The sequence below is a fragment of the Sagittula sp. genome (assembly GCF_052825245.1).
On sequence record NZ_JBRBWD010000053.1, the window covers coordinates 45702 to 69693 of the forward strand.

The following is a 23992-nucleotide window of genomic DNA, read 5'->3' on the forward strand; positions in this document are numbered from 1 at the left end:
CCTCTGTCGTTGGCAGAGCTTCGCGCCCCGCCCGGGTTCGCAGGTTCTCGGTCGCGGCTCAGGCCTTGACGGACCAGCTGGTGAAGGCTTCGACGGCATCGCCTGCTTCGCGCTCACCGGCAGCCGGGCCGGACCACGAGGTGAAAGCCTCGACGTTGTCGCCGGACACACGGTCGCCTGCCGCCGGGCCGGACCAAGAGGTGAAGGCTTCGACGCTGTCGCCGGAGATCTTGTCGCCTGCTGCCGGGCCGGACCACGAGGTGAACGCCTCGACGCTGTCGCCGGAAATCTTGTCGCCAGCCGCCGGGCCGGACCACGAGGTGAACGCCTCGACATTGTCGCCGGAGATCTTGTCGCCTGCCGCCGGGCCGGACCACGAGGTGAACGCCTCGACGTTGTCGCCGGAGATCTTGTCGCCAGCCGCCGGGCCGGACCACGAGGTGAACGCTTCGACGTTGTCGCCGGAGATCTTGTCGCCAGCCGCCGGGCCGGACCACGAGGTGAAGGCTTCGACGTTGTCGCCGGAAATCTTGTCGCCGCGGACCGGGCCGGACCACGAGGTGAACGCCTCGACGTTGTCGCCCTGGGCTGCGGAACCGGTCACCGGGCAGGACCAGGAGGTGAACATCTCGACTGCGGAACCGTCACGCAGGTCGCCGCGGGTCGGGCCGGACCAGGAGGTGAAAGCTTCGACCGCGTCGCCGGTGTCGATGTCGCCAGCCGCCGGGCCGGACCAGGAGGTGAACATTTCGACCGAATCGCCGGAGAAGGCGCTCGTTTCGACGCTGGAAACGATTTCTTCAGAAGCCTGGGTTTTGATGAGTGCGGACATTGTCGTTCTCCGTTGTGGGAAGTGCGTTGTTGACCCCCTAACGCTGCCCGCAAAAAGCGTTTGCAGAAAAGTTAATTCCTGTTAAGGTTGTTTAATCAATTGTTTATCCACAGGGACCGGTGGAAACATCTGTCTCTGAACGCGAAACAATAGGACTTATCCCCAGACCGACAAAACTTGTGGAAAAGTGGAATCGACGCCACGCAACGCAACTTTGCAGGTTTGCAAAGTCGGGAAAGGCGATTCGAGATGAGGGGATACTCGGTTGAGTTAAATAGCAGAGCGCAACCCAAAGTTGAACACCCCTGCCGCTACGCGACACAAAATATCAGAAAAATGACGTTGATCAACATCACTTAACTCTCTTTGGCGTCACCCCTTTTCTCACTCCTGAAATCCCCGCGCTTGACCTTCGACACGATCCACGGTCCACCTGAATCAAAATCGGGGGATCGAATGAAAATCGCGACATTCAACATAAACGGCATCAAGGCCCGCATCGGGGCCCTTTCCGACTGGCTCCAATCTGCAAACCCCGACGTCGTGCTGGCGCAGGAAATCAAGTCTGTGGACGAAAATTTCCCCAGGGAGCATTTCGAGGACATGGGCTACGTCGTCGAGACCCACGGACAGAAAGGGTTCAACGGTGTTGCCATCCTGTCGAAACTGCCGCTGGAGGACGTGACGCGCGGCCTGCCCGGCGACCCGGAGGACGAACAGGCCCGCTGGATCGAGGCGACGGTGATGGGCGACGCCACCGCCGTGCGCCTCTGCGGCCTCTACCTGCCCAACGGCAACCCCGCCCCCGGCCCGAAATACGACTACAAGCTTGCATGGATGGACCGCCTGCACACCCGCGCCGAGGAACTCCTCGCCGCCGAGATGCCCGCGGTCATGGCCGGCGACTACAACGTCATCCCGCAGGCCGAGGACGCGGCCCGGCCCGACGCCTGGAAGGACGACGCGCTCTTCCTGCCGCAGACCCGGCAGGCCTTCCGCCGCATCCTCAACCTCGGTTTCACCGAAGCCTTCCGCGCCCGCACCCAAGGCCCGGGCCACTATTCCTTCTGGGATTACCAGGCCAATTCCTGGGAACGGAACAACGGCATCCGCATCGACCACATGCTCCTGACCCCGCAGGCCGCCGACCTGCTCGAGGACTGCTGGATCGAAAAGGACGTCCGCGCCGCCGAGAAGCCCTCCGACCACGTCCCGGTCTGGTGCGCCCTCGCGGCCTGAGGCTCCGCCCCCACCCGCTTCACCTGGACGGAAATACCTCGGAGAGCACGAGAGGCAGCGCCTCTCGTCGGCCGCAGGGCCGTGCCACCTGCCCTTGCACAGCCCCACCGGGCGGTCTAGATTCCTGACAAAAGCCCCCGGAAACAGCCGGACCCACCAGAGACACCAGAGCGGAGCCCCATATGCCCATCCATGCCCAGGACCTCGAGGACCTTCTGCGCCAATCCTTTCCGGACGCCAAGATCGTCGTCGAGGGTGACGACGGCGTGCACATGTCCGCGATGGTGGTCGACGAGAGCTTCCGCGGCATGAACCGCGTCCAGCAGCAGCGCGCCGTCTACGCCGCGCTCAAGGGCAAGATGGACGGCCCCTCCGGCGAACTGCACGCCCTCGCCCTGACCACCCGGGCCCCCGACTGACCCGCCCGGCCCCTCGCGGGCCACGCACATCCCGGCCCGCCCCGCCCGGCGCGCGCCCGACAACGGAGAACGACATGACCGAGACGACCGACGCCAAGACCCGCATCGAGGAAACCGTGAAATCCAACGACGTGGTGCTCTTCATGAAGGGCACCAAGGCGATGCCGCAATGCGGCTTCTCCTCCCGCGTGGCGGGCGTGCTGAACTACATGGGGGTCGAATTCCAGGACGTGAACGTCCTGACCGACGACGCCATCCGCCAGGGCATCAAGGATTACTCCGACTGGCCGACCATCCCGCAGCTCTACGTGAAGGGCGAATTCGTCGGCGGCTGCGACATCATCACCGAGATGACGCTGTCCGGCGAACTCGACGGCCTGTTCGACCAGAACGGCATCTCCTTCAACAAGGACGCCGCCGACAAGATCCGCGAAGCCAACGCCTGAGCCGATCCCGGCGCCGGGCTCCTGACAGTGCCCGCAGGACTTGCTGCAGATCGAAGGGCGGCCCCGCACCGGGCCGCCCTTTGCCATTTGAGACCATACATTTTTCCGACAGGACTTTGACCATGGGCACCGTGTCCGCCGCCGCGTTCCTCATCATTGCGTCCCTTGCAGGCGCCATGATCGTCTTCGCAGCCTTCCGCCAGAACCGCAGGTGGCGCGCCGAACTCCGCCACCTTGCATCCACCGAAGGCTGGCAGATCGAGGAGGCCACCGCCTCCGGCCGCAACGGCATGAAGATCGACATCTCGCACCCCGCCGAAGGCTGGACCCTCACGCTCTACAGCCTGAGCCATTCCACCCCGGGCGGGTCATCCGGCACCACCCGCTGGACCCGCTTCACCGCGCCCGACCTCGCGCTGCCCGAAGGGCTGGCCGTGCTGGGACCGGACATGCCCGACGGCGCCCGCATCCGCATGGAAAGCGCGCTCGGCAGCACCGGCGGCGTGGGCCGCATGATCCTCATGAAATTCCTCGGGCCGCTGGGCGAGGACATGGCCCGCCTTCAGGCCGCCCCGGGCACGGGCCCCGGAACGCTGCTCGCCACGCCCGGCGCCGAAACCGCGCTCGCCCCGGTCCGCGACGCGCCGGACCTCGCCGCCGCGCGTCAGGGGCGCAATCCCGCGCAGCAGCCCATGGCAATCCGCGACACGCAAGGCTTCGCCCTGCGCCAGACCGGCCTCATCCGCAAGCCGGAGCAGCTGCGCGCGTTCATTTCCCTCGGGAACAGTCTCGCGGACCGGCTCAGGGCCGCCGCCTGAGGCGCCACATGCCGTAGGGTGGGCGTTCCGGCGCAGCCGGGTTGGCCACCCGCCCTGCCCGGCCGCGCGGCCTTCTCAGGCGCCCAGCTTCTCGTCCGCCGTCTCGGCCAGCGATTCCGCCCGCGCCGCCAGCTCTGCCAGCGCATCCGTCACGTCCGAGGGGATCACCGCCACCTCGACCTTCTCGGGCGCGGGCGCGGGCCGCCCCTTCAGCTCGGCGATCTCCGCCTTCATGGCGCCAAGCTGCTCTTCGGCATCGCGCAGCTTCTCTTCCAGACCGGCGGTCTTGTCCGCCAGCATCAGACCGGCCATCAACAGCATTCGCGTCTCGGGGATGCGCCCGATCTGCTGCACCAGCACCTGCGCCTCCGCATCCAGAAGCGCCGCCGCCGACAGCAGGAACTGCTGTTCGCCGTCCTGGCAGGCCACCTCGAAGGTGCGCCCGCCGATCCCGATCTCCACTTCGACCTGGCTCATGACTTGGCCTCCTGTCCGTCCGTTCCGGCGGCCTCGAGAAGCGGCCCGAGGGTCGCGATCAGCGCCTCGGTCTCGGCCGCGTCGACCGCGCGCGCCGCGCGCAACCCGTCCAGTTCCGCCTTCATCGCATCGTTGATGAGCGAGGCATCGCCGACGCCCTGCGCATTGGCGGCCCTGAGGGCCGCGTTGCTCTCCGACAGGGCGGCGTTGGCCGCGCGCAGGCGCTGCACTTCCGCGTCCAGCCCCTCGATCAGTTCCGCAGGGACACCCGCCGCCTCGCCCGAGGCCCCGGCTCCGGCTTCCGCCTCGGCCAGCCGCGCCTTCAGGTGGCGCATCCGCTCCTCGAGCTGGGCATTGGCAACCTTCTCGTCGTCCAGCGCCTCGCGCAGCGCCGTCAGTTCGCCCTCGATCTCGCTCAGATCGGCGCCCTCGCCCCCAACCGCGCTGTCGTCCGAAGACCCCGCGCCTGCCGCGGCGACCGCCGCCTCGGCCTCGGCGCGCACGGCGGCGATGACCGCGTCGCGCTCCTCCGCCGCCTTCTCCAGAGCCTGGGCAACTGCCAGTTCCTGCTCCGCCGCGGCCTCGCCCCTCAGGGTGGCCAGCGCCGAGGCATGTTCCTCCGCCATGTCCAGCCGCGCCGCCTCGATGGCCGAGGCGCGCTCGGCCTCCGTCGCTTCCGCCGCCGCGGCGGCCCGTTCCTCGGCCTCCGCCAGCGCGGACTCCGCCGCCGCCAGTTTCGCCGTCAAGGCCTCCAGCTCTCCGCCGTCCGGCCCGGGCGTGTGGGCCTCCAGCCGCTGGCCAATCCGATCCAGCGCGCGCGACAGGCGCGTCTGCAACTCGTCGATCTGGGTCATCTGCCCTCTCGCCCCCGTTTCCTCGCCCGTATGCCGGGCCGTCCCGTCTTTCGGGTCTTGTGCCGGGACAACCGCATCGCGAATCGCCCCTCGACCCTTTGGAGGAAGTCTAGCAAGCGCAAAAGGAAAATGCGCCCCCCTGTTTACCAACGCCTTCCCAAGCACTTGGACGGCGGTTTTCATCCGCCTGCCCGCGGCCCGCCGGGCCGCGACCTTGCCATTTGCCCCGCGGCTGCTATTCAGCGCGAAACGCTGCAACGCAAGGAACCTCACGGTGGACATTTCAGAGCTTCGCAACGCCAATCCCGACCACTGGATGCGCGCAACCGCGATCCGCGCGCTGGCCCTCGACGGTGTGGCCAACGCCAACTCCGGCCACTCCGGCATGCCCATCGGCATGGCCGACGTTGCCACCGTGCTCTTCGGCAACCACCTGAAGTTCGACGCCGCCAACCCCGAGTGGCCCGACCGCGACCGCTTCATCCTGTCCGCCGGTCACGGCTCCATGCTGATCTACTCGCTGCTCTACCTCTGCGGCGATCCGGAGGTCACGCTCGACCAGCTCCAGAACTTCCGCCAGTGGGGCGCCAAGACCGCCGGCCACCCGGAGAACTTCCTGCTGAAGGCGGTCGAGACCACCACCGGCCCGCTCGGCCAGGGCATCGCCAACTCCGTCGGTTTCGCCATGGCCGAGGAGATGCTCCGCGCCCGCTTCGGCAAGAAGCTGGTCGACCACCACACCTACGTCATCGCCGGTGACGGCTGCCTGATGGAAGGCGTCAGCCAGGAGGCGATCACCCTCGCCGGCCGCTACGCCCTGTCGAAGCTCGTCGTCTTCTGGGACAACAACGACATCACCATCGACGGCAAGGTCTCGCTCTCGGACCGCACCGACCAGGTGGCGCGCTTCAAGTCCGCCGGCTGGCACGTGCAGGAGATCGACGGCCACGATCCCGCCGCCATCGACGCCGCGATCGCCGCCGCCAAGGCCTCCGACCAGCCCTCGATGATCGCCTGCAAGACGCACATCGCCCTCGGCCACGCCGCGCAGGACACCTCCAAGGGCCACGGCGCGCTGACCAACAACGAACAGAACATCGCCGCCAAGGAAGCCTGGGGCTGGCACACCGGCCCGTTCGAAGTGCCCGCCGAAGTGAAATCCTGGTGGGAATCCACCGGCTCCCGCGGCGCAGCCGACCGCACGGAATGGGAAGCGCGCCTCGCCGCCGCCTCCGACTCCCGCCAGAAGGAATTCGCCCGCGTCATCGCCGGCGACGCGCCGAAGAAGCTCTCCGCCACCATCAAGGCGCTGAAAAAGCAGATCTCCGAAACCCAGCCCAAGGTCGCCACCCGCAAGGCGTCCGAGATGGCGCTCGAGGTCATCAACCCGATCATGCCGGAAACCATCGGCGGCTCGGCCGATCTCACCGGCTCCAACAACACGCTGACCGGCGATCTCGGCAAGTTCGACACCGACAACCGCAAGGGCCGCTACGTCTACTGGGGCATCCGGGAACACGGCATGTCCTCGGCGATGAACGGCATCGGCCTGCACGGCGGCCTGCGTCCCTACGGCGGCACCTTCATGGCCTTCACCGACTACGCCCGGCCGGCCATGCGCCTCGCCGCGCTGATGAAGACCCCGACCATCTTCGTGATGACCCACGATTCCATCGGCCTCGGTGAAGACGGCCCGACCCACCAGCCGGTCGAGCATCTGGCCATTTCCCGCGCCACGCCGAACACGCTGGTCTTCCGCCCCGCCGACGCGGTGGAAACCGCCGAGGCCTGGGAAATCGCCCTGACGCAGAAGGCGACGCCCTCCGTGCTGTCGCTGACCCGCCAGAACCTGCCCACCGTCCGGACCGAGCACAAGACCGCCAACCTGTCGGAGAAAGGCGCCTACGTGCTGGCCGACGCCGAGGGCAAGCGCCAGGTCATCCTGATGGCCACCGGCTCCGAGGTCGCCATCGCCATGGCCGCCCGCGACGCGCTGCAGGCCGAGGGCATCGGCACCCGCGTCGTCTCCATGCCCTGCTGGGAACTCTTCGAGGCGCAGGACGAGGCCTACCGCCGCAAGGTCCTGCCCGCAGGTCCGGTGCGCGTCGCGGTCGAGGCCGCCGTGGGCTTCGGCTGGGACAAGTGGCTGTTCTCCGAGCGCGGCAAGCGTGACAAGGGCGCCTTCGTCGGCATGACCGGCTTCGGCGCATCCGCCCCTTACGAGACGCTCTACGAGAAGTTCGGCATCACCCCCGAGGCGGTGACCGAAGCGGCCAAGGGCCTGCTGTAAAGGCACCACCGTAGGGTGCGTTATCAACGCACCAACCTTATCAACGCACCAACCACAAAGGCCCCCGCCACAACCGGCGGGGGCCTTTTCCTGTCGGCGCCACAAACGCCTCCCCCTGTTGCATTCCGTCAGGTCAGGTCGCATGTGTCGTCACCGACAAATCCCCGCACGACCCGATGAACTGCCCCGGAAGACCCCATGACCCAAAAGACACCCACCCTGCACATGATCTGCGGCAAGATCGCCTCCGGCAAATCGACGCTGACCGCCACCCTCGGACAGGAACCGGCCACCATCGTCATCGCAGAGGACGACTGGCTGAAGACGCTCTTCGGCGACGAGATGACCTCCCTCGCCGATTACGTCCGATGCACGGCGAAGCTTCACAAGGTCATGGCGCCGCACATCGCGTCGGTGCTGCAGGCAGGTGTCTCCGTCGTTCTCGACTTTCAGGCGAACACCGTGGACGCCCGCAACTGGATGCGCGGCATCTTCGAACAGGCAGGCGCCTCTCATGTCCTGCATGTCCTCGATGTGCCCGACGAGGTTTGCCTGGCGCGCCTGCACGCCCGCAACGCGCAGGGCGATCATCCCTTCGCGGTCACCGATGAGCAGTTCCGGCAAATCTCCAGCCACTTCGTGCCGCCCTCTCCGAACGAGGGGTTCAACATCGTCCTGCACCACTGAGGGTCGGAGGTTGTGGCAGGCATCCGCGTGTCGGCCAGCGCCGGGCACAAGCGACCGCGCCGTCCCTCACCCGTGAACGGTGCACCGCCTGATCTTTGAAACACGCGTCCACCGGGCGGCACAGCCGTCGGTTCGGAGGCCACCTGACGCCCGGCCAGAGCGTGCCGTCCGGCAAAGCGTTAACCTTAACAAGGCGTTGAAATCGCAAGTATTAACAACCGGCCGGTTGGAGGGGTCGAACCGGCCGGTTCACCCCTTTCAAAACCGTTAAACCTGCCCGGAACGACGGTTTACCATTCGTTTACCTATGTGGCCCGTGCGTCGGCACCCCCAGATCCTGTAGGCGCGCGGTGCGTTAACCATCGTGCGGTCGTTCAAGGAACGGCCCGATCTTGTTAATTCACAGTCCGTTAAGCACGGCACGCGCCGCCCTTAACCCCGGCTCCTCGCCGTCGCGCCCCAGCCGTTCCATGGTCAGATCCATCGCCCGAAGCTGCCTGTCCGGCGCCTCCAGCACGTCGAGCACGGCCTTGGCAATCGCTTCAGGCTTGCAGTTTTTCCCAATGAATTCAGGTATATCCCGCGTGTCGCTCACAAGGTTGACCAGCGTCACGGTATCCACCAGCAGCATCCGCCCGATGATCTGGCGGCTGAGCCACGACATGTCATAGGCGATCACCATGGGCGTGGCATTGGCCGCCAGCTCCAGCGACACCGTGCCGGAGGCCGCCAAGGCCACGTCCGCCGCCCGGAACGCCGCCAGTTTCTCCGCGGAATTTCCTTCCGGATCAATGACTTCAACCGGAACCTTCCAGCCGGCTACCGCCTCTTTCACCGGCCCCACGACCTGCCGACCGGCAGGCAGCACAAACCGCAGGCCGGGCCGCGCGATACGTTCCACAACCTCTTGAAAAACCGGCAACAATCGCGCCACCTCGGACCGCCGCGACCCCGGCAGCACCAGCACCACCTTGTCGCCGCTGTCGCCCTTCCAGGCCACCGCCTCCTCCGCCGTGGCAACAGGCTCCATGACCACCGGGTGTCCGACGAAATCGCATGCGATTCCAACAGCTTGCATGTAGGGCGGCTCGAACGGTAGCAGGGCCAGCACCTGGTCGACCACGCCGACCATCTTCTTCGCGCGCCCCGGCCGCCACGCCCAGACCGTGGGGGCAACATAGTGCACAACCCTTTGATCTGGCGCAGCTTTTTTCACCAGCCGGTTCACGCGCAGCGAAAACTCCGGCAGGTCGATGGTCACCAGCACGTCCGGCCGCCAGTCCAAGACCGCCTCTGCGGTTTCGCGAATACGCGCCTTCAAGTGCCTGTATTCCTTCAGGATTTCCGAGATCCCCATGATCGAGATCTCGTCCATCGGGAAAAGGCTCTCCAGCCCTTCGGCCTCCATCAATGGCCCGCCGATGCCGCGGAACTCCACTTCGGGGCACAACTGCCTGAAACCCTTCATGAAAGCCGCGCCCAGCTTGTCGCCGGAGGCCTCCCCGGCCGTAACGAAAACCCGCATCAGGCGCCCCTTTCCCGAACCCAGAGAAACAGGCCCGTCTCCTCGATCAGCGCCCTGACAAGCGGCTGCTCCAGCACCATGACCCCCTGCGCCTCGATCACGATCCCCGACAGCCCCGCCGCCGCCGCCCGCCGCACCGTCTCCGGCCCGATCACCGGCAGATCGGCCCGCCGGTCCTGCCCGGGCTTCGGCGCCTTATAGAGCACGCCGCCCTCTGCATCCGTCAGCGCCTGAAGCATCGCGTCCGTCCCCTCAACCCCTTCGCGTTGAAGGACAATTCCGTCTCGCAGCACGCAGGCCTGGCCCAGGTCTTCCGCCGCCTGCCGTTCGCTCACGGCGTCGCCCAGTCGGGCCAGTTCGGCAGCGCCCTCAGGGATTTGCCCCCACGCGCCGACAGGCGGCAACAGCGCCGGCGCCGCCTCATGCGCGGCCACGACGCGGAAGCCCGACGCCTCGAAGATCGCGATGAAGATGCGCAAAGCCCCATCGTCGCCGCGCCGCAACGCACGCAGCACGCGCGGCACAAGCGGCCACGTCCGCAGGTCCACCCGCGCCAGCGACACAGGCGGGCGTGTAACCGATCCGCAGAGGCAGACCTCCGTCACGCCCTGCCGCCGCATCCAGCGCAGCAGGCTTCCCAGCGTCTCCAGTCGGAAGGTCCGGTCTACGGGCAGGTCGGGCGGGCAGTGCTCTAATGCACAGACGCGCACCGGCCCGCCGTGCGCCGCGGCCACCGCCCCGGGCAAGGCGCCTTTTCCGGCGATCAGCGCCAGCATGGCGTCACCCCGGGGTCAGGAACGACCGGTCGCTGTCGCCCAGGATAAACGCAACGATTTCCTTGACATACTGGCTGGACGTCTCATCGCCGAGCCGCCTTGCGCGATCCTGGAAGGCGCCCTCGCCCTGTGCCAGCATCTGGAACGCGGCGCGTAGCGCGGTGATGTCGTCGCGCTTCACCCCGCGGCGTTTCAGACCGACGAGGTTCAGCCCGTCCAGCTTGCCCCGCGGCGCCTGCACAAGGCCGTAGGGGATCACGTCGTTCGTCACCATGGTCACGGCGCCTATGATGGCGCCCCGGCCGATGCGCACCCACTGGTGCACGCCCGACAGGCCACCGATGATGACGTCGTCCTCGATGACACAGTGCCCCGCAAGCGCGGCATTGTTGACGATGATGACCCGATCGCCCACCTGGACGTCATGCGCCACGTGGCAGCCCGCCATGAACAGCCCGTCATCCCCGACGCGGGTCACGCCGCCACCGCCCTCGGTGCCGGTGTTCATGGTGACATGCTCGCGGATGCGGTTGCGCTTGCCGATCACCAAGCGCGTCTTCTCGCCCTTGAACTTCAGGTCCTGCGGGATCTCGCCGATCACCGCGAAGGAGAAGACCGCCGTCTCCTCGCCGATCTCCGTTGCACCGGTGACGACCACGTGGCTCTTCAGTTCGACCCGGTCGTGCAGGACGACCTCGGGCCCGATGTGGCAGAACGGACCGATGACGACGCCTTCGCCGATGCGGGCGCCCTCTTCGACCACGGCCGACGGATGGATGGAGGCGCTCACGACGGGAGGTCCATCATGGCAGTGAATTCAGCCTCGGCGGCCATTTCGCCATCGACCTCGGCGACGCCGCCGAACTTCCAGACCTTGCCACCGGGCTTGCCGCGCAGGGTGGTCAGCTTCATCCGGAGCTGGTCGCCGGGCACCACCTTGCGGCGGAACTTGCACTTGTCGATGGACATGAAATAGACCTTCATCTCCTTGTCGGCCATGTCGAGCGTGGTGCCCACCATGACCGCCGCCGTCTGGGCCATGGCCTCCACGATGGTCACGCCGGGCATGATCGGCAGACCGGGGAAGTGGCCCTGGAAATGCGGTTCGTTCATCGTCACGTTCTTGATGCCGGTGGCGCTTTGCGTGCCGTCGATGTCGACCACGCGGTCCACCAGCAGGAACGGGTAGCGGTGGGGGATGATCCGCTGGATCAGCTGGATGTCTGCGGATTTCAGGTCGCTCATCTGGTCTGGCCTTCACGTTGATCTCTTGCCAGCGTCCCTAGCAAGCCGCGCCCTTCTGGGCAAGCGCGGGCCTCGGGCGGCTGTGTCAGGGCTGGGCGGGGGCCGTGCCGTCTGACGGGACGGCATCGTCCTGCGGCTCCGGAGACTGGGGCTGGGACTGGTCGGGCGCCTCGGGGGGGTCGGCAGGCTCCGGGTCCACCTGCGCGTCGATCCGCGCAATCGCCCGGTCGGTGATGTCGACGGAATCCACCGCCACCAGAACCGAGCGCCGTTCGAGGATCACGGCAGCGCCGGTCTCGCGCATCAGCCCTTCGAGAACCGGGCGCGCGGCCTGCAGGAATTCTATCCGGCTCTCCTCGCCACGCGACCCCAGCGCCTCCGCCTTGGCGTCCTGCTCGGCCCGCAGGCGCTGCACTTTCTGGTCGAAGGCATCGGCCAGGGCGCGGAACTGCTCGGGCGCCATGGTGGCGCGCTGTTCCGTCAGGCGCAGTTCTTCGGCGGTCAGTTCCGCCTCGATCCGGCGGTTCTCGGCGACGATGGCATTGCCCTCGCGCTCCACCTCTTCGTTCAGCCGCCGACCGAAGGCGCTCTCGGCAAAGGCGCGTTCGAAGTCGATCACCAGCACCGGGCTTTCCACCCCGTCCTGCGCCCGGCCCGCGGACGCCGCCCCGACGCAGAGCGTCAGGACGAGCAGCCAGTGAACGAGCCGGACCACGGGATCAGAATTCGGTGGAGATGGTCAGGTTGAAGTTCTTCTCTTCGTCGTACTTCGCCTTCTTGATCGGTTCGGAGAAGTCGAGCCGGAGCGGACCAAGCGCGGAGTCCCAGAAGATCGAGAAGCCGACCACGTGCCGGGGGTCGAAGTCCGCCGAAACGATGCTGCCACCCGCGACGTTGCTGTTCTCGTCGTTCACACCCCAGACCGAGCCGATGTCGTAGAACAGGCCGCCCGAGATGCCGTATTCCTCCGGCAGACCGATGGGGAATTCCGCCTCGAACTTGGCCACCGCGTAGAAGTTGCCGCCCAGTGCGTCGCTGTTGCCCTGCGCGTCCAGTTCCCGCGGGCCGATGCCGCCGTAATCGAAACCGCGCATCAGGTTCGGGCTGAGCAGGAACCGGTCGGTCACGCGGCTTTCGCCGCTGGAATAGTTAAGCGCACCGCCTTCGATGCTGGCCCGGAGGGTGACTTCCTCGGACATGACCTTGGTCTGGGCAATCGCCTTCACGCCGGTCTTGACGAAGGTGGTGTCGCCACCGACGCCGCCGAAGTCCTGGCTGAATTCAAACAGGTAGGTGTTCTTCGGATCGAGGCCCGCGCGCCGCGTGTCCCAGCTGTAGGTGTAGCCGAGCGAGCTGTCGATGCGCTGGCCCTCCTCGGATTCGGTGTCAATCACACCGCCTTCGATCGCGCCGGAACTGCTGACGTCGGTCAGCTTCGCGGTGTAGCGCAAGGAAAGACGGCCGTTGTCAGAGACCGGGAAGGACAGCGACGGCTGGAAGATGCCCGACGTGGTGTCGTAGTCGCCGCCAAGCTTGTCGGTCTCCGAGTAGTTGAGGTTGAGCCCGAATGCGAGGTCCTGGCCGAACACCGCCGGTTCGACGAAGTTGAAGCCGTAGCTCTTGGACGAAGAAGCCGTGTTGATCGTGAACCCGAGCGTTTGGCCGCGGCCGAGGAAGTTGCGCTCCGAGAAGGAGATCGCCGCGCCAAAACCGTTGGTCGACGAGTAGTTCGCACCGAAGGACAGCGAGCCGGTCGGCTGTTCCTCGACGTCGACGTCGATGATGACCTGCTGCGGGGTGGAGCCTTCGCGCGCGTCCACGTCCACGTTCGAGAAGAAGCCGAGCGCGCGGATGCGTTCGGCGCTTTCCCGGATGGCGCGCGGGTTGAACGGGTCGCCCTCGACGGTGTCGAACTGGCGGCGCACAACACGGTCCATCGTGGTGGTGTTGCCTTCGATGTCGATACGCTCGACGAAGATGCGGTCGCCGCGCACGAGGTTGAAGGACACGTCCAGCGTCAGGTCGCGATCGTTGCGGCTGATCTGCGGATCGACGCGGACGAAGTTCAGACCTTCGCGGATAGCAAGCCGTTCCAGCCGGGCGATCTCGCTCTCGACGCGCATCGGCGAATAGACCACGCCCGAGCGCAGCTTCACTGCCCGCTGAAAGAGTTCGGTGTCGACGTCCGGCAGATCGGAGTTGACGGTGACGGCACCGACCCTGAACTGCTGGCCTTCCTCGACGTTGAAGGTCACGAAGAAGCCGTCACGCTCCCGCGCCAGCTCGGCGTTGGTGCCTGTGATGCGGAAGTCGACGTAGCCGCGCGCCATGTAGAAATCGCGCAGCAGTTGCTGGTCGAATTCCACGCGGTCCTCGATGAAGGTGTCCTTGCGGATGAGGGCGCGCAGGAGACCGGCCTGCTTCGTCTCGACGACGCGGCGCAGACGACGGTCGGAATAGACCTGGTTGCCGACAAAGCCGATGCGCTCGACCTCGGACACGCCGCCTTCGAAGATCTCGAACACGAGGTCGACGCGGTTCTCGCTGCGGCGGATGACCTTGGGCGACACACGGGCGGCGATCCGTCCCTGCACCACGTAAGCCTCGGAAATCGCTTGCGCGTCCTGCTCCGCCACGCGGGGGTTGAAGACCCGGCGCGTCTGGCTCTGGATGATCGGCGCAAGGTCCTCGTCCTTGATCCGGCGGTTGCCTTCGAAGGCGATGCGGTTGACCGTCGGGAACTCGACCACGCGGATCACGAGGGTGTTGCCCTGCGGGATCAGGTCGACGCTTTCGAACAGGCCGGAGCCGAGGATACGCTGGTAGGCGTCGTTGAGCTGACCGGCGGAAACCTGCTGGCCCCGCGCAATCCCGGCGTAGGACAGGATGGTCCCTGCCTCGACGCGCTGGTTGCCCTGAATGTCAACGCTGCTGAAGGCGTAACTCTGCGCGTAGGCGGCCTGCGGAATGACCGCGACCGTCCCGGCGCCGAGCCCGAGTGCCATAGACAGGCAGACGGCTTGAACGACCTCGCTCAGGCGTTGAATTTTCTTATCATTTTGCGCGCCTTGCGCGGAAATGACCTTTGCCATTCTCGCAATCCACTTCGACATCCCACGGATTGTCACTAGCTGGATTGCCCTGGCTTGTCAAAACCATGACGCGGATTTCCTGAAGGTGTCGCCGGCACGCCGCGACAGGCATGCCATAGCGGCCTTTCAGTACATGAAGGTCCCGAGGTAAGCTCCGAAGAAGAGGGCTGCGACGATCGTGAAGATGTACAGCAATCTGTCGAAGTTGATGCTCACGAGCAGGCTCATGCTGCGGTAGCCGTCGTGGATGTGCTGCATGGAATCGGTCCTTGGGTCGATCAGAGTTGGATCGGATGTGTTCACCGAAGCCTTATGCCTTAGGAATCGGGCGGGATTTGGGCAGCCGCCGAAGAAATTTTTGCCGGTCCGTAAACAGAAAGATCCCCTCGCCGGGGATCTTTCGCTTTCATTTTACGGGTCGGGCGCCTGCGATCAGGGGCAGAACAGGTCGTTCGTCAGACCGAAGACCATCAGGCCCAGCACCAGCGTCAGGCCGATGGACATCAGCACCTTCAGCGCCTTGTCGCTCGGCGGACGGCCGGAGACGGCCTCGTAGGCGTAGAACACGAGGTGGCCGCCATCCAGCACCGGGATCGGGAACAGGTTCAGAAGGCCGATGGCGGTCGACAGGACGGCGATCAGCCAGATGAAGTTCGTCGTGCCCTGACTTGCCATGTCGCCCGCCGTCTCGGCGATGCCGATGGGACCGGACAGGTTGCAGGTGCTGATCGCACCCGACGCCATGTGCCACAGGCCGGAGACGGAGCCGCGCATGATCTCCCAGACCTGGGTCACGCTGCCGGCCACGGCGGTGCCGAAGCCCGGCGTCTGGGTGGCGGGCTCGAACGCCACGCCGCCGACGATGCCGATGCGGTAGTACGTCTTGAAGCCGCCCTCCGCCTGCGGTTCGTCCACCCGCTTGGGCGTCAGGTCGAGGTCCAGCGTCTCGCCGTCGCGCCAGACGGTCAGGGCCAGCGTCGCGCCTTCGGAGCCTTCGACCTTTTCCTTCAGCTGGTCGAAGGCGAAAATTTCCTCCCCGTCGACGGCGATGATGACGTCGCCCGGTTCCATCCCGGCGTCGCCCGCGGCAGACCGCGGCGCGATCTGCGTGGCGAGCGGCGGGTAGACGTAGGGGCCTGAGACGTCGATTTCCGTGCCGTCGCGGACCACCGTGTAGTCCAGCGTCGGTTCATGCGGCAGCGCCTTCATGAAGGCCTCGTAGGCCAGCGCCTCGTCCGATCCCGGGGGCGCCTGCCCTTCGATGGCGACCAAGACGTCGCCTTCCATCAGTTCCTGCTGGACCGGCAGCGGGCGCAGCTCGCCCACTGTCAGCGGTTCGGTGATCTCGCCGCGGAACAGGAAGATGCAGGTGAAGATCAGGATCGACAGGGCGAAGTTGAAGAACGGCCCGGCCGCCACCGTCGCCGCCCGCGCCCAAAGCGGCGCGCCGATCATGGTGGAGCGTTTCTCCGCATCGTCGAGGCCGTCCATGGCGCCCTCTTCGGCGATGGCGCCAGAGGCGTTGCCGTCGCCGCGGAACTTCACGTAGCCGCCGAAGGGGATCGCGGCCAGCTGCCACTTCGTCCCGTCGCGGTCCGTCCTGGACCACAGCACCGGGCCGAAGCCGAGGCTGAACACTTCAGGGAAGATCCCGGATTTCTTGCCGACGATGTAATGGCCGTATTCATGGATCGCGATGATGACCGACAGGGCCACGATGAAGAACAGGGCCGTCCAGAGAAAGCCGCCGAATGTCGAGGTCAGTGTCGTCAGGTCCAAAACGCGCCCTTTCTAGGTACTGCTGTCAATGATATCACCCGCCGCTACCCGTGCGAGATGGTCGGCTTCGACCACCATATCAAGGTCAAAGTCGTCATCAATAAGGCCCGGCTGCGACGAAACACGGGTGAGCACATCCTCGACCACGCCCGCCATGCGCGTGAACCTTATGCGTCCGTCAATGAAGGCGTCGAGCGCAACTTCCTTTGCGGCGTTGAAAACAGCGCCCGAAAGGCCGCCTGCGTCCATGACCTCGCGCGCCAGCCGCAGCGCGGGCCAGCGGGTCTCGCAGGCGGTACGGAAGGTCATCTGACCGAGCTTCACAAGATCGAGACGTTCGACCGGAAGCGACCGTCGTTCGGGCCAGTGCAGGGCAAAACCGATGGCATGGCGCATGTCGGGCGGACCGACGTGGGCCATAAGCGCACCGTCGTTGAAACCCACCAGCGCGTGGATCATGCTCTCGGGATGCACGACGGTTTCGATCATCGCCGGGTCGAGGCCGAAGAACTCCCGCGTCTCGATCAGTTCCAGCGCCTTGTTGAACATCGACGCGCTGTCGATGGTGATCCGCTGCCCCATCGCCCAGTTGGGATGGGTCGCGGCCTGCTCGGGCGTGGCCTCGTCCAGCCGGTCCAGCGGCCAGTCGCGGAAGGCGCCGCCCGAGGCCGTGATGATGACACGCTCGACCGCGGCCATGTCCTCTCCGATGAGGGCCTGGAAGACCGCCGAATGCTCTGAATCCACCGGCAGCAGGCGTCCGCCGTGTGCCGCGGCCTCGCGCAGCATCAGGCGCCCGGCGCAGACCATGCTTTCCTTGTTGGCCAATGCCAGCGTGGCCCCCTGCCTCAGCGCGCGCAGGCCCGGTTCCAGCCCGGCGGCCCCCACGATGGCGGACATCACCCAGTCGGCGGGCCTGTCGGCGGCCTCCAGCAGAGCGTGGCGCCCTGCCCCGGCCTCGACCCCGGAGCCTGCCAAAGCCGCGCGCAGGTCCGGAAGCAGCGCCTCGTCCGCAACCACCGCGACCTCGGCCCGCAGGCGCACGGCATCGGCGGCCAGTTGCGCGACGTTGCGGCCGCCGGTCAGCGCGACCACCCGATAGGAAGACGGATCACGACCGATCAGGTCGAGCGTATTCTGTCCGATGGACCCCGTGGCCCCGAACACGGATACACGCCGCATGAAACCTCCTCCGCCTGCCCGGTCAGCCAATGCCGGGCGGGAATGCCACCAACTGGTCGGCGAACACAAGGAAGACCGCTGCCCCCAGCATCCCGTCGAACCGGTCCAGAAGCCCGCCGTGTCCCGGGATCAGCGAAGAGGAATCCTTCACCCCCGCCTTCCGTTTCAGCGCGCTTTCCGCAATGTCGCCGATCTGGCTGGCCATGCTGAGCGCGATGGAAATCCCCATCAGCCCGATGCCCGCCCCGGCGAACCACGCAAAGAAGGCGCCCACCGCCGCGGCGGCGATCCAGCCCGCGACCGTCCCGGACCATGTCTTCTTCGGTGACACCTTCGGCCAGAACTTCGGCCCGCCGATGGCGCGTCCCGCGAAGTAGCCGAAGACGTCCGTGACCACGACCACGGTGATCAGCCAGAGCATCCAGACAAGGCCCAGCTCGTCCCGCAGGTCCATCATCCCGTAGCCCGCGAACAGGATCAGCGTCGCGAAGACGGCGTACCGGGTGCCCCCCTGCTCCATCCGGGTGAAGCCCAGCATGGCCGGCGCCATCAGCAGCGGCAGGGCAAAGGACGGTGGAATCACGTTGGCGGCCAGCGCCACCAGGAAGGTCGCGGCGCCGAGGATGTACTGCGATTTCGTCCGCCCGGTATCGAGCAGGCAGACAAGTTCCCAGACCATCACCCCCGAGGCCACCGCGATCAGGACGTGGAACACCCAGCCCCCGGCCCAGACGGCGATCACGCCAACGGCGATCATCACGACGGCAGAGGCCAGCCGCACTTTCAGGTCGTCCCAGCGGTGTGCACTCATGCCTTCACGGCCCCGTACCGGCGGTCGCGCCGACCGTAGGCGCCACACAGACGGGCAAATTCCTCGGGCGTGAAATCGGGCCACAGGGTGTCGACGAATTCGTACTCGGCATAGGCCGATTGCCAGAGCAGGAAGTTGGAAATTCGCGCCTCGCCGCTGGTGCGGATCACGAGGTCCGGATCCGGCAGAACGCGGGTGTCGAGGTAGCGCGGCAGGGTCTCTTCCGTCACATCCTCGGACCGCAGTCTACCCGCGGCGACGTCCTCCGCCAGCCGCTTGACGGCGCGCGCAACCTCGTCCCGGCCACCGTAGTTCAGCGCGATCGTCAGGTTGGTGCCAGTGCAATGGCCGGTGATCGCCTCCGCCTCGTCCATCAGGCCGCGCAGTTTCGCGTCCAGCCGCGGCCGGTCGCCGATGAAGCGGACGCGGACGTTCTCCTTCACGAAGGCCTGCATCTCTTTCATGATGTAACGCCGGAAGAGGCTCATGAGCCCGGCCACCTCGACCTGCGTGCGGCGCCAGTTCTCCGTCGAGAAGGCGAAGATCGTCAGGTAGTCGACGCCGGCCGCCGGACAGGCCTCGACGATCTCGCGGACGCGGCGGGCGCCGGCGTGGTGGCCGAACAGGCGCGGTCTGCCACGCATGGTCGCCCAGCGGCCGTTGCCGTCCATGATGATCGCCACGTGTCGCGGACCATGGGACTGGCTTTCGTCACGGCTCATTCAAGGCTCCTTCTTAGGCATCGGCCACGTCTGCGGGTTTCATAGCCGATCCCCCGGCCCTTGCCAAAGAGATAGTCGTGCAGGGTTTCAGCAGGTGCTGCGCACGTTGCACGGCAGTACCGCCCGGCCCGTTCAACGCAACTTCGGCCATGCGACCGGCGCCCTCAGCGCACACGGTTTGGGCAAGCGCGACATGAAAAAAGGGGCGGTCGCCCGCCCCTGTCGTCCCAATCAGTCACGCAGGGATCAGACCTGCATGATCTCTTCCTGCTTGTTCTCAAGCGCGGCGTCGACCTTCTTGATGTAGCTGTCGGTCAGCTCCTGCACTTCGCTTTCCCAGAGCTTGGCGTCGTCCTCGGACATGTCGTCCTTGTGCTTCTTGATCTGGTCCATGCCGTCGCGGCGGACGTTGCGGATAGCGACGCGGGCGTGCTCGGCATACTGGCCGGCGACCTTGCTCAGTTCGCGGCGGCGCTCCTCGTTGAGTTCCGGGATCGGCAGCATGATGATCGTGCCGTTCAGCTGCGGGTTGATGCCAAGCCCCGACTCGCGGATCGCCTTCTCGACCTTGCCGACCAGCGACTTGTCCCAGACGTTGATCGTGACCATGCGCGGCTCCGGCACGTTCACGGTGCCGACCTGGTTGATCGGGGTCATTGCGCCATAGGCGTCGACCATGATCGGCTCAAGCATCGAACCGGAGGCGCGCCCGGTGCGGAGCGAGGCGAATTCCGTCCTCAGCGAGCCCATGGCCCCTTCCATGCGCCGGGTGAGATCATCGGTGTCGAGTTCGAATTCGTCGGACATGAGCGTCTTGCCTCGCTTCGCTGAGCCTTTGTCGGTGCGCAGGCTTATTACGTCACCGCGCGCAGATCAATGTCTCTTGCCGGGTCCGCGTGGCTGCGACCTGTCTCCGGGTGTCCTCATCCTTCCTTAACGCCCCGCGTGCAAGACATGGATTTGCGGCGCCGTCCGCCCCGCACCGACCGAAACCGTGCAGGAAACGCCCTGCCTCGTGCCTTTTGGGAACCGCTGCCGGAACCGCCATGCATGTCTGCCTGATCCTCTTCCCGCAGTTCCCCATTCTGGGGTTCGTCCTGATCCGCGAGGTGCTGGAGCTTGCCAACCGCATCGCCGGACAGCCGCTGTTTTCCTGCCGCATCCGTACCGTGACCGGCGCGGACGTCGCCGCATCGGACGGAATGCGCATCGCGGCAGAGGCACAGGATTGGGAGGGGGCGCAGGGTTTCGACCTCGTGGTGCTTTGTGCCGGGCCCCACCCGCTCGATCACCTGCCCATGGGCCTGCGCGGCTTCCTTGCGAGGGCGGAGGCGGCGGGCGCGACACTGGCCGGTCTGGACCAGGGCGCGCTGATACTCGCGCGGTTGGGGCTGCTCGACGGACGGGAGGCTGTGCTGCCGCCGGATCCCGACCGGACCTATCCGCACATCGCCCTGTCGGAACGGACACATGCGTTCGACCGGCAACGGCTGACGTCTTCGGGCGGTCTGGCGACAGCGGAGGCGATGCTCGACTGGATCGCCCGCAGCCACGGCCCGGCCCTGGCGGCCCGCACCGGAGCGGCGTTAGGCCACGGCCATATCGCTGAAACCAGCCGGGCACAGGCGCTGGCGGCGCGCGCGGGCCAAGGCGATCCGTTGATGACCCGCATGACGGCCCTGATGGCGGCGCACTTGGACGCGCCCCTGCCGCTGCCGCGCATCGCCGCCGAACTGGACATGAGCCTGAAACGCCTGCGCCTGCGCTGCCGCAAGGCCCTGGGCAGGACGCCGGCAGAGGTCTACCTGGACCTGCGCCTGAGGCGTGCCGCGCAGCTGGTCGACGAAACAACGCTCACGGTGGCCGAGATTGCGGCGGCGACCGGTTTCGCCTCCCCTTCGGCCTTCACGCGGAGCTACGGGAACCACTTCGGCAAACCGCCCCGGGCGCAACGGGCGCAGCGGGGAAAGGCCGCCACGCCCACCGGCTGGGACGCGGCGACCGAGGTCGCCCGCCCCTCGGGGCAGGCGCAGTCTGACCTCCGGGATCAGGGAATGACGCGCGTGTAGGTGCCTTCGCCCGCCATGATTCCCCGGAAGCCGCCCGGCTCGTTGAGGGAGAACACCAGGAGCGGCATCTTGTTGTCGCGGGTCAGCGCGATGGCCGAGGCATCCATGACCTTCAGGTTGTTGCGCAGCACGTCGTCGTAGGTGACCTCGTCGTAGCGCTTCGCATCGGGATTGTTCTTCGGATCGCAGTCGTAGATGCCGTCGACGTTCTTGCCCATCAGGATCGCCTCGCAGGCCATCTCGGACGCGCGCAGGGCCGCAGCGGTATCGGTGGTGAAATACGGGTTGCCCGTGCCGGCGGCAAAGATGCAGATCCGTTTCTTCTCGAGGTGCCGCACCGCGCGGCGGCGGATATAGGGTTCGGCGACCTCGTCCATCCGGATGGCCGAGATCACCCGGCAGTAGGCGCCCAGTCCTTCCAGAGCCGACTGCATGGCCAGCGCGTTCATCACCGTCGCCAGCATGCCCATGTAGTCCGCCGTGGTCCGCTCCATCCCCTGCGCCGAACCGGCGAGACCGCGGAAGATGTTGCCGCCGCCGATCACCATGCAGATCTCGACACCCATGTCGTGCACGGCCTTGATCTCGCGCGCGACGCGCTCGACGGTGGGCGGATGGAGGCCGTAGCCCTGATCGCCCATCAGCGCCTCCCCCGAGATCTTAAGCATGACGCGTTTGTAGGTTGTGGCGGGCTTGTCGCTCTCGCTCTCGCTCATGTTGCGCTCCGTATTTGCCGGGGGGTAATGTCGGGCACCTTCTGGCGGAAAAGCCCGCCCACTGCAATGCCGCAGCGCAGGAACAGGCGCGACGAGGACCCCGAAGCCGATGCCCATGACCAATAAACTGGCCGAGCGCCTCGATGCCCTCGATCCGGACGTGCCGGTGCTGATCGCGGGACCGACTGCATCCGGCAAGTCTGCGCTGGCGCTCGAGATCGCTTCAAGGCAGGGCGGTGTCATCGTCAATGCCGACGCCATTCAGGTGTTTGCCGACTGGCGCGTGCTGACCGCACGCCCCTCCGCCGAGGAGGAAGCCCGCGCGTCGCACCTGCTATATGGTCACGTTCCCGGCACGCGGGCCTATTCCGTGGGCGACTGGCTGCGCGATCTGGCGCCGCTGCTGAAGGGCGAGAGGCCGATCATCACCGGCGGCACGGGGCTCTACTTCACCGCGCTGACCGAGGGCTTGGCCCGGATCCCCGACGTGCCCGCCGCTGTCCGGGCAGAGGGCGACGACATGCGAATGACACGTGGTCTCTCGGCGCTTGTCGACCAGTTGGACGCGCCCACCGCCGCTGTCATCGACCTCAGGAACCCCATGCGCGTCCAGCGGGCGTGGGAGGTGCTGCGCGCCACCGGAAAGGGAATCACCGCGTGGCAGGCAGAGACCCCGGCGCCTCTCCTGCCGGTCACGCGGGCGCAGCCCTTCCTCTTCGACGCGCCGAAGGACTGGCTGACCCCGCGGATCGAGCGCCGTTTCCGGCAGATGGTCCGGGATGGCGCGCTGGAGGAAGCGCGCGAGAACCTCGACACTTGGTCGCCTGCCCTGCCCTCTGCCAAGGCCATCGGTGCGGCCGAGCTGATCGCCCACCTTCGGGGGCAGATGACACTCGACGATGCGATCGAGCGGGCGACGATCCTCACACGGCAGTTTGCCAAGCGGCAGCGCACGTGGTTCAAATCGCGTATGTCCGACTGGCCGCATGTCACCCCGGAGGACCTGAACGCATGAACCGCCCCGGTTTCCTGAAGAACCCGATGCCGCCCGCCCCCGAGCGGACGCGCGGCCCGGTGCGGTGCGGGTCCTTCATGCTGGAGCTGCAGGGCGCGCCGTGGCGCTACCAGCTTGCCCACGACCGCGAGGACAGCACGCTGTTGTGGATCACCAAGGGCCAGGGCCGGGTGATGGTGGCGGGTGTGCTGCGCGGCGTGTCGATGCACCAGGCACTGTGGCTGCCGGCGGGCACATTGTTCGCCATCGACCTCCAGCCGGGCACGCAGGCGCTGTTCGTGCATGCGCCCACCGGGCTTGCCCCGAAAGAGCCGGAGACCCCAATGCTGCTACGGATCCGCGACAGCTTTGCCCAGGCCGAGCTGACCGGCGAGATCGACGCCATGCACCGCGAGCTGACCCAGAAACGGGCGCTGATGCAGGACAGCCTTGAAGCGCGGGTGCGTCTGCTCGGTATCTGGCTGCACCGCCAGATCGAGAAGGGCGCCGCCGAGACGCCCAAGGACACTGCGGCACAGCGGCTGGCCCGCAGGTACGCGCAGGCCCTGACCCGCGATTTCCGTACTGCGCAGCCGATGGCCGCCTATGCCGATGCGCTGGACGTGACGCCCACGCACCTCAGCCGCATCTGCCGCCAGTGCTGCGGCAAGACGGCGGCTGACCTGCTGACCGAACGCAAGCTGCATGCTGCCCGGGTCGCCCTCGAAAGCCCGCGCCCGCCGGTCCAGGATGTTGCGAAGTCGCTGGGGTTTTCTTCGGCCGCCTACTTCACGCGGTTCATCCAGACGCACACGGGCAAGTCGCCGTCGCAACTGCGCACCGACGCGCGGAAGATGCTTGCCGCGCGCCATTGATAACGCGGGCACTTTTTCCATCTCTGCCCCGGACGCGGGGCTTGCAACGCTTTCCGTGTCGCTTTTGAATATGAGCCATGTCGCTTTTCGACACCAGAACGCCGATGACAAGCGTTGACGCCTGAAAGGCAATGGTGCGCTATG

The 23992-nt window shown here is 66.5% G+C and carries 25 protein-coding genes; 9 read left to right on the top strand and 16 right to left on the bottom strand.

Annotation, left to right across the window (positions count from 1 at the left end; genetic code table 11):
* Nucleotides 1–58 precede the first annotated feature (58 nt).
* Nucleotides 59–832, bottom strand: a complete 774-nt coding sequence (locus tag ACU0DV_RS21330) for a hypothetical protein (RefSeq protein ID WP_446241839.1) — start codon at nt 830–832, stop codon at nt 59–61.
* 456 nt (nt 833–1288) lie between these two features.
* Between ACU0DV_RS21330 and xth the strand changes: the two genes are divergently transcribed.
* From xth to ACU0DV_RS21350, 4 genes are all read left to right on the top strand, one after another.
* Nucleotides 1289–2071 (top strand): exodeoxyribonuclease III, encoded by a 783-nt coding sequence (gene xth, locus ACU0DV_RS21335; protein WP_446241838.1) that lies wholly within the window; start codon nt 1289–1291, stop codon nt 2069–2071.
* A gap of 182 nt (nt 2072–2253) precedes the next feature.
* On the top strand, nt 2254–2490 hold the full coding sequence (locus ACU0DV_RS21340; RefSeq protein WP_005857816.1) for a BolA/IbaG family iron-sulfur metabolism protein: 237 nt from the start codon (nt 2254–2256) through the stop codon (nt 2488–2490).
* Between the two features lie 74 nt (nt 2491–2564).
* On the top strand, nt 2565–2936 hold the full coding sequence (grxD, locus tag ACU0DV_RS21345) for a Grx4 family monothiol glutaredoxin (protein ID WP_370313941.1): 372 nt from the start codon (nt 2565–2567) through the stop codon (nt 2934–2936).
* A 122-nt stretch (nt 2937–3058) separates the two neighbouring features.
* On the top strand, nt 3059–3754 hold the full coding sequence (locus ACU0DV_RS21350) for a hypothetical protein (RefSeq protein WP_446241837.1): 696 nt from the start codon (nt 3059–3061) through the stop codon (nt 3752–3754).
* A 75-nt stretch (nt 3755–3829) separates the two neighbouring features.
* Here ACU0DV_RS21350 and ACU0DV_RS21355 read toward each other — a convergent pair whose 3' ends face one another.
* The gene (locus ACU0DV_RS21355; RefSeq protein ID WP_100930399.1) at nt 3830–4231 is read right to left on the bottom strand and encodes a cell division protein ZapA; all 402 of its coding nucleotides are present in this window, start codon (nt 4229–4231) and stop codon (nt 3830–3832) included.
* On the bottom strand, nt 4228–5085 hold the full coding sequence (locus ACU0DV_RS21360) for a hypothetical protein (protein WP_446241836.1): 858 nt from the start codon (nt 5083–5085) through the stop codon (nt 4228–4230). The genes ACU0DV_RS21355 and ACU0DV_RS21360 overlap by 4 nt, the downstream gene beginning before the upstream one ends.
* A 274-nt stretch (nt 5086–5359) precedes the next feature.
* Between ACU0DV_RS21360 and tkt the strand changes: the two genes are divergently transcribed.
* Complete coding sequence (gene tkt / locus ACU0DV_RS21365; RefSeq protein ID WP_370313938.1) at nt 5360–7375, top strand: transketolase; 2016 nt, start codon at nt 5360–5362, stop codon at nt 7373–7375.
* A gap of 198 nt (nt 7376–7573) precedes the next feature.
* Nucleotides 7574–8062 (top strand): AAA family ATPase, encoded by a 489-nt coding sequence (locus ACU0DV_RS21370; RefSeq protein ID WP_370313937.1) that lies wholly within the window; start codon nt 7574–7576, stop codon nt 8060–8062.
* A gap of 400 nt (nt 8063–8462) precedes the next feature.
* On the opposite strand, the gene lpxB is transcribed toward ACU0DV_RS21370, so the two are convergent.
* From lpxB to frr, 12 genes are all read right to left on the bottom strand, one after another.
* Nucleotides 8463–9587 carry a lipid-A-disaccharide synthase gene (lpxB, locus tag ACU0DV_RS21375; protein ID WP_446241835.1) on the bottom strand — a complete coding sequence of 375 codons (1125 nt, stop codon included), beginning with the start codon at nt 9585–9587 and terminating at the stop codon, nt 8463–8465.
* Entirely contained in the window at nt 9587–10363 is a 777-nt protein-coding gene (locus ACU0DV_RS21380) for an LpxI family protein (RefSeq protein WP_446241834.1), read from the bottom strand. Before ACU0DV_RS21380 ends, lpxB begins: the two co-directional genes overlap by 1 nt.
* A 4-nt stretch (nt 10364–10367) precedes the next feature.
* On the bottom strand, nt 10368–11153 hold the full coding sequence (gene lpxA / locus ACU0DV_RS21385; RefSeq protein ID WP_283983462.1) for an acyl-ACP--UDP-N-acetylglucosamine O-acyltransferase: 786 nt from the start codon (nt 11151–11153) through the stop codon (nt 10368–10370).
* Nucleotides 11150–11608 carry a 3-hydroxyacyl-ACP dehydratase FabZ gene (gene fabZ, locus ACU0DV_RS21390; protein ID WP_100930392.1) on the bottom strand — a complete coding sequence of 153 codons (459 nt, stop codon included), beginning with the start codon at nt 11606–11608 and terminating at the stop codon, nt 11150–11152. Before fabZ ends, lpxA begins: the two co-directional genes overlap by 4 nt.
* A gap of 85 nt (nt 11609–11693) precedes the next feature.
* Nucleotides 11694–12323: an OmpH family outer membrane protein gene (locus ACU0DV_RS21395; RefSeq protein WP_446241833.1), complete on the bottom strand. Its 630-nt coding sequence runs from the start codon at nt 12321–12323 to the stop codon at nt 11694–11696.
* A 4-nt stretch (nt 12324–12327) separates the two neighbouring features.
* Entirely contained in the window at nt 12328–14613 is a 2286-nt protein-coding gene (gene bamA, locus ACU0DV_RS21400) for an outer membrane protein assembly factor BamA (protein WP_283983498.1), read from the bottom strand.
* A 213-nt stretch (nt 14614–14826) separates the two neighbouring features.
* A complete protein-coding gene (locus tag ACU0DV_RS21405; protein WP_256388381.1) occupies nt 14827–14958 on the bottom strand; it encodes a hypothetical protein in 132 nt (43 codons plus the stop codon).
* A 174-nt stretch (nt 14959–15132) separates the two neighbouring features.
* The gene (rseP, locus tag ACU0DV_RS21410; protein WP_446241831.1) at nt 15133–16479 is read right to left on the bottom strand and encodes an RIP metalloprotease RseP; all 1347 of its coding nucleotides are present in this window, start codon (nt 16477–16479) and stop codon (nt 15133–15135) included.
* A gap of 12 nt (nt 16480–16491) precedes the next feature.
* On the bottom strand, nt 16492–17661 hold the full coding sequence (dxr, locus tag ACU0DV_RS21415) for a 1-deoxy-D-xylulose-5-phosphate reductoisomerase (RefSeq protein WP_446241830.1): 1170 nt from the start codon (nt 17659–17661) through the stop codon (nt 16492–16494).
* Nucleotides 17662–17683: 22 nt separating this feature from the next.
* Nucleotides 17684–18472 (bottom strand): phosphatidate cytidylyltransferase, encoded by a 789-nt coding sequence (locus ACU0DV_RS21420; protein ID WP_283983465.1) that lies wholly within the window; start codon nt 18470–18472, stop codon nt 17684–17686.
* On the bottom strand, nt 18469–19194 hold the full coding sequence (gene uppS / locus ACU0DV_RS21425) for a polyprenyl diphosphate synthase (protein ID WP_100930387.1): 726 nt from the start codon (nt 19192–19194) through the stop codon (nt 18469–18471). Before uppS ends, ACU0DV_RS21420 begins: the two co-directional genes overlap by 4 nt.
* 246 nt (nt 19195–19440) lie before the next feature.
* Nucleotides 19441–20001: a ribosome recycling factor gene (gene frr, locus ACU0DV_RS21430; RefSeq protein ID WP_100930386.1), complete on the bottom strand. Its 561-nt coding sequence runs from the start codon at nt 19999–20001 to the stop codon at nt 19441–19443.
* A gap of 239 nt (nt 20002–20240) precedes the next feature.
* Between frr and ACU0DV_RS21435 the strand changes: the two genes are divergently transcribed.
* Nucleotides 20241–21263: a GlxA family transcriptional regulator gene (locus ACU0DV_RS21435; RefSeq protein ID WP_446241829.1), complete on the top strand. Its 1023-nt coding sequence runs from the start codon at nt 20241–20243 to the stop codon at nt 21261–21263.
* Here ACU0DV_RS21435 and pyrH read toward each other — a convergent pair.
* Nucleotides 21242–21979 (bottom strand): UMP kinase, encoded by a 738-nt coding sequence (pyrH, locus tag ACU0DV_RS21440; protein ID WP_100930384.1) that lies wholly within the window; start codon nt 21977–21979, stop codon nt 21242–21244. The two genes, ACU0DV_RS21435 and pyrH, sit on opposite strands and share 22 nt — an antisense overlap.
* A 109-nt stretch (nt 21980–22088) precedes the next feature.
* Here pyrH and miaA point away from each other — a divergent pair, with 109 nt between their 5' ends.
* Both miaA and ACU0DV_RS21450 read left to right on the top strand, forming a co-directional pair.
* Nucleotides 22089–22994 (top strand): tRNA (adenosine(37)-N6)-dimethylallyltransferase MiaA, encoded by a 906-nt coding sequence (miaA, locus tag ACU0DV_RS21445; RefSeq protein WP_446241828.1) that lies wholly within the window; start codon nt 22089–22091, stop codon nt 22992–22994.
* Nucleotides 22991–23848 (top strand): helix-turn-helix domain-containing protein, encoded by an 858-nt coding sequence (locus tag ACU0DV_RS21450; RefSeq protein ID WP_283983468.1) that lies wholly within the window; start codon nt 22991–22993, stop codon nt 23846–23848. The genes miaA and ACU0DV_RS21450 overlap by 4 nt, the downstream gene beginning before the upstream one ends.
* Nucleotides 23849–23992: the final 144 nt, after the last annotated feature.

Bases quoted from the DNA above. Each gene is read 5' to 3' on its own strand.
- uppS (WP_100930387.1), bottom strand. From the start codon at position 19,194: ATGAGCCGTGACGAAAGCCAGTCCCATGGTCCGCGACACGTGGCGATC.
- ACU0DV_RS21435 (WP_446241829.1), top strand. From the start codon at position 20,241: ATGCATGTCTGCCTGATCCTCTTCCCGCAGTTCCCCATTCTGGGGTTC.
- xth (WP_446241838.1), top strand. From the start codon at position 1,289: ATGAAAATCGCGACATTCAACATAAACGGCATCAAGGCCCGCATCGGG.
- dxr (WP_446241830.1), bottom strand. From the start codon at position 17,661: ATGCGGCGTGTATCCGTGTTCGGGGCCACGGGGTCCATCGGACAGAAT.
- pyrH (WP_100930384.1), bottom strand. From the start codon at position 21,979: ATGAGCGAGAGCGAGAGCGACAAGCCCGCCACAACCTACAAACGCGTC.
- ACU0DV_RS21380 (WP_446241834.1), bottom strand. From the start codon at position 10,363: ATGCTGGCGCTGATCGCCGGAAAAGGCGCCTTGCCCGGGGCGGTGGCC.
- ACU0DV_RS21405 (WP_256388381.1), bottom strand. From the start codon at position 14,958: ATGCAGCACATCCACGACGGCTACCGCAGCATGAGCCTGCTCGTGAGC.
- bamA (WP_283983498.1), bottom strand. From the start codon at position 14,613: ATGGCACTCGGGCTCGGCGCCGGGACGGTCGCGGTCATTCCGCAGGCC.
- miaA (WP_446241828.1), top strand. From the start codon at position 22,089: ATGCCCATGACCAATAAACTGGCCGAGCGCCTCGATGCCCTCGATCCG.
- ACU0DV_RS21355 (WP_100930399.1), bottom strand. From the start codon at position 4,231: ATGAGCCAGGTCGAAGTGGAGATCGGGATCGGCGGGCGCACCTTCGAG.
- ACU0DV_RS21420 (WP_283983465.1), bottom strand. From the start codon at position 18,472: ATGAGTGCACACCGCTGGGACGACCTGAAAGTGCGGCTGGCCTCTGCC.
- ACU0DV_RS21340 (WP_005857816.1), top strand. From the start codon at position 2,254: ATGCCCATCCATGCCCAGGACCTCGAGGACCTTCTGCGCCAATCCTTT.
- ACU0DV_RS21330 (WP_446241839.1), bottom strand. From the start codon at position 832: ATGTCCGCACTCATCAAAACCCAGGCTTCTGAAGAAATCGTTTCCAGC.
- fabZ (WP_100930392.1), bottom strand. From the start codon at position 11,608: ATGAGCGACCTGAAATCCGCAGACATCCAGCTGATCCAGCGGATCATC.
- ACU0DV_RS21350 (WP_446241837.1), top strand. From the start codon at position 3,059: ATGGGCACCGTGTCCGCCGCCGCGTTCCTCATCATTGCGTCCCTTGCA.
- ACU0DV_RS21370 (WP_370313937.1), top strand. From the start codon at position 7,574: ATGACCCAAAAGACACCCACCCTGCACATGATCTGCGGCAAGATCGCC.
- grxD (WP_370313941.1), top strand. From the start codon at position 2,565: ATGACCGAGACGACCGACGCCAAGACCCGCATCGAGGAAACCGTGAAA.
- lpxB (WP_446241835.1), bottom strand. From the start codon at position 9,587: ATGCGGGTTTTCGTTACGGCCGGGGAGGCCTCCGGCGACAAGCTGGGC.
- frr (WP_100930386.1), bottom strand. From the start codon at position 20,001: ATGTCCGACGAATTCGAACTCGACACCGATGATCTCACCCGGCGCATG.
- ACU0DV_RS21360 (WP_446241836.1), bottom strand. From the start codon at position 5,085: ATGACCCAGATCGACGAGTTGCAGACGCGCCTGTCGCGCGCGCTGGAT.
- ACU0DV_RS21450 (WP_283983468.1), top strand. From the start codon at position 22,991: ATGAACCGCCCCGGTTTCCTGAAGAACCCGATGCCGCCCGCCCCCGAG.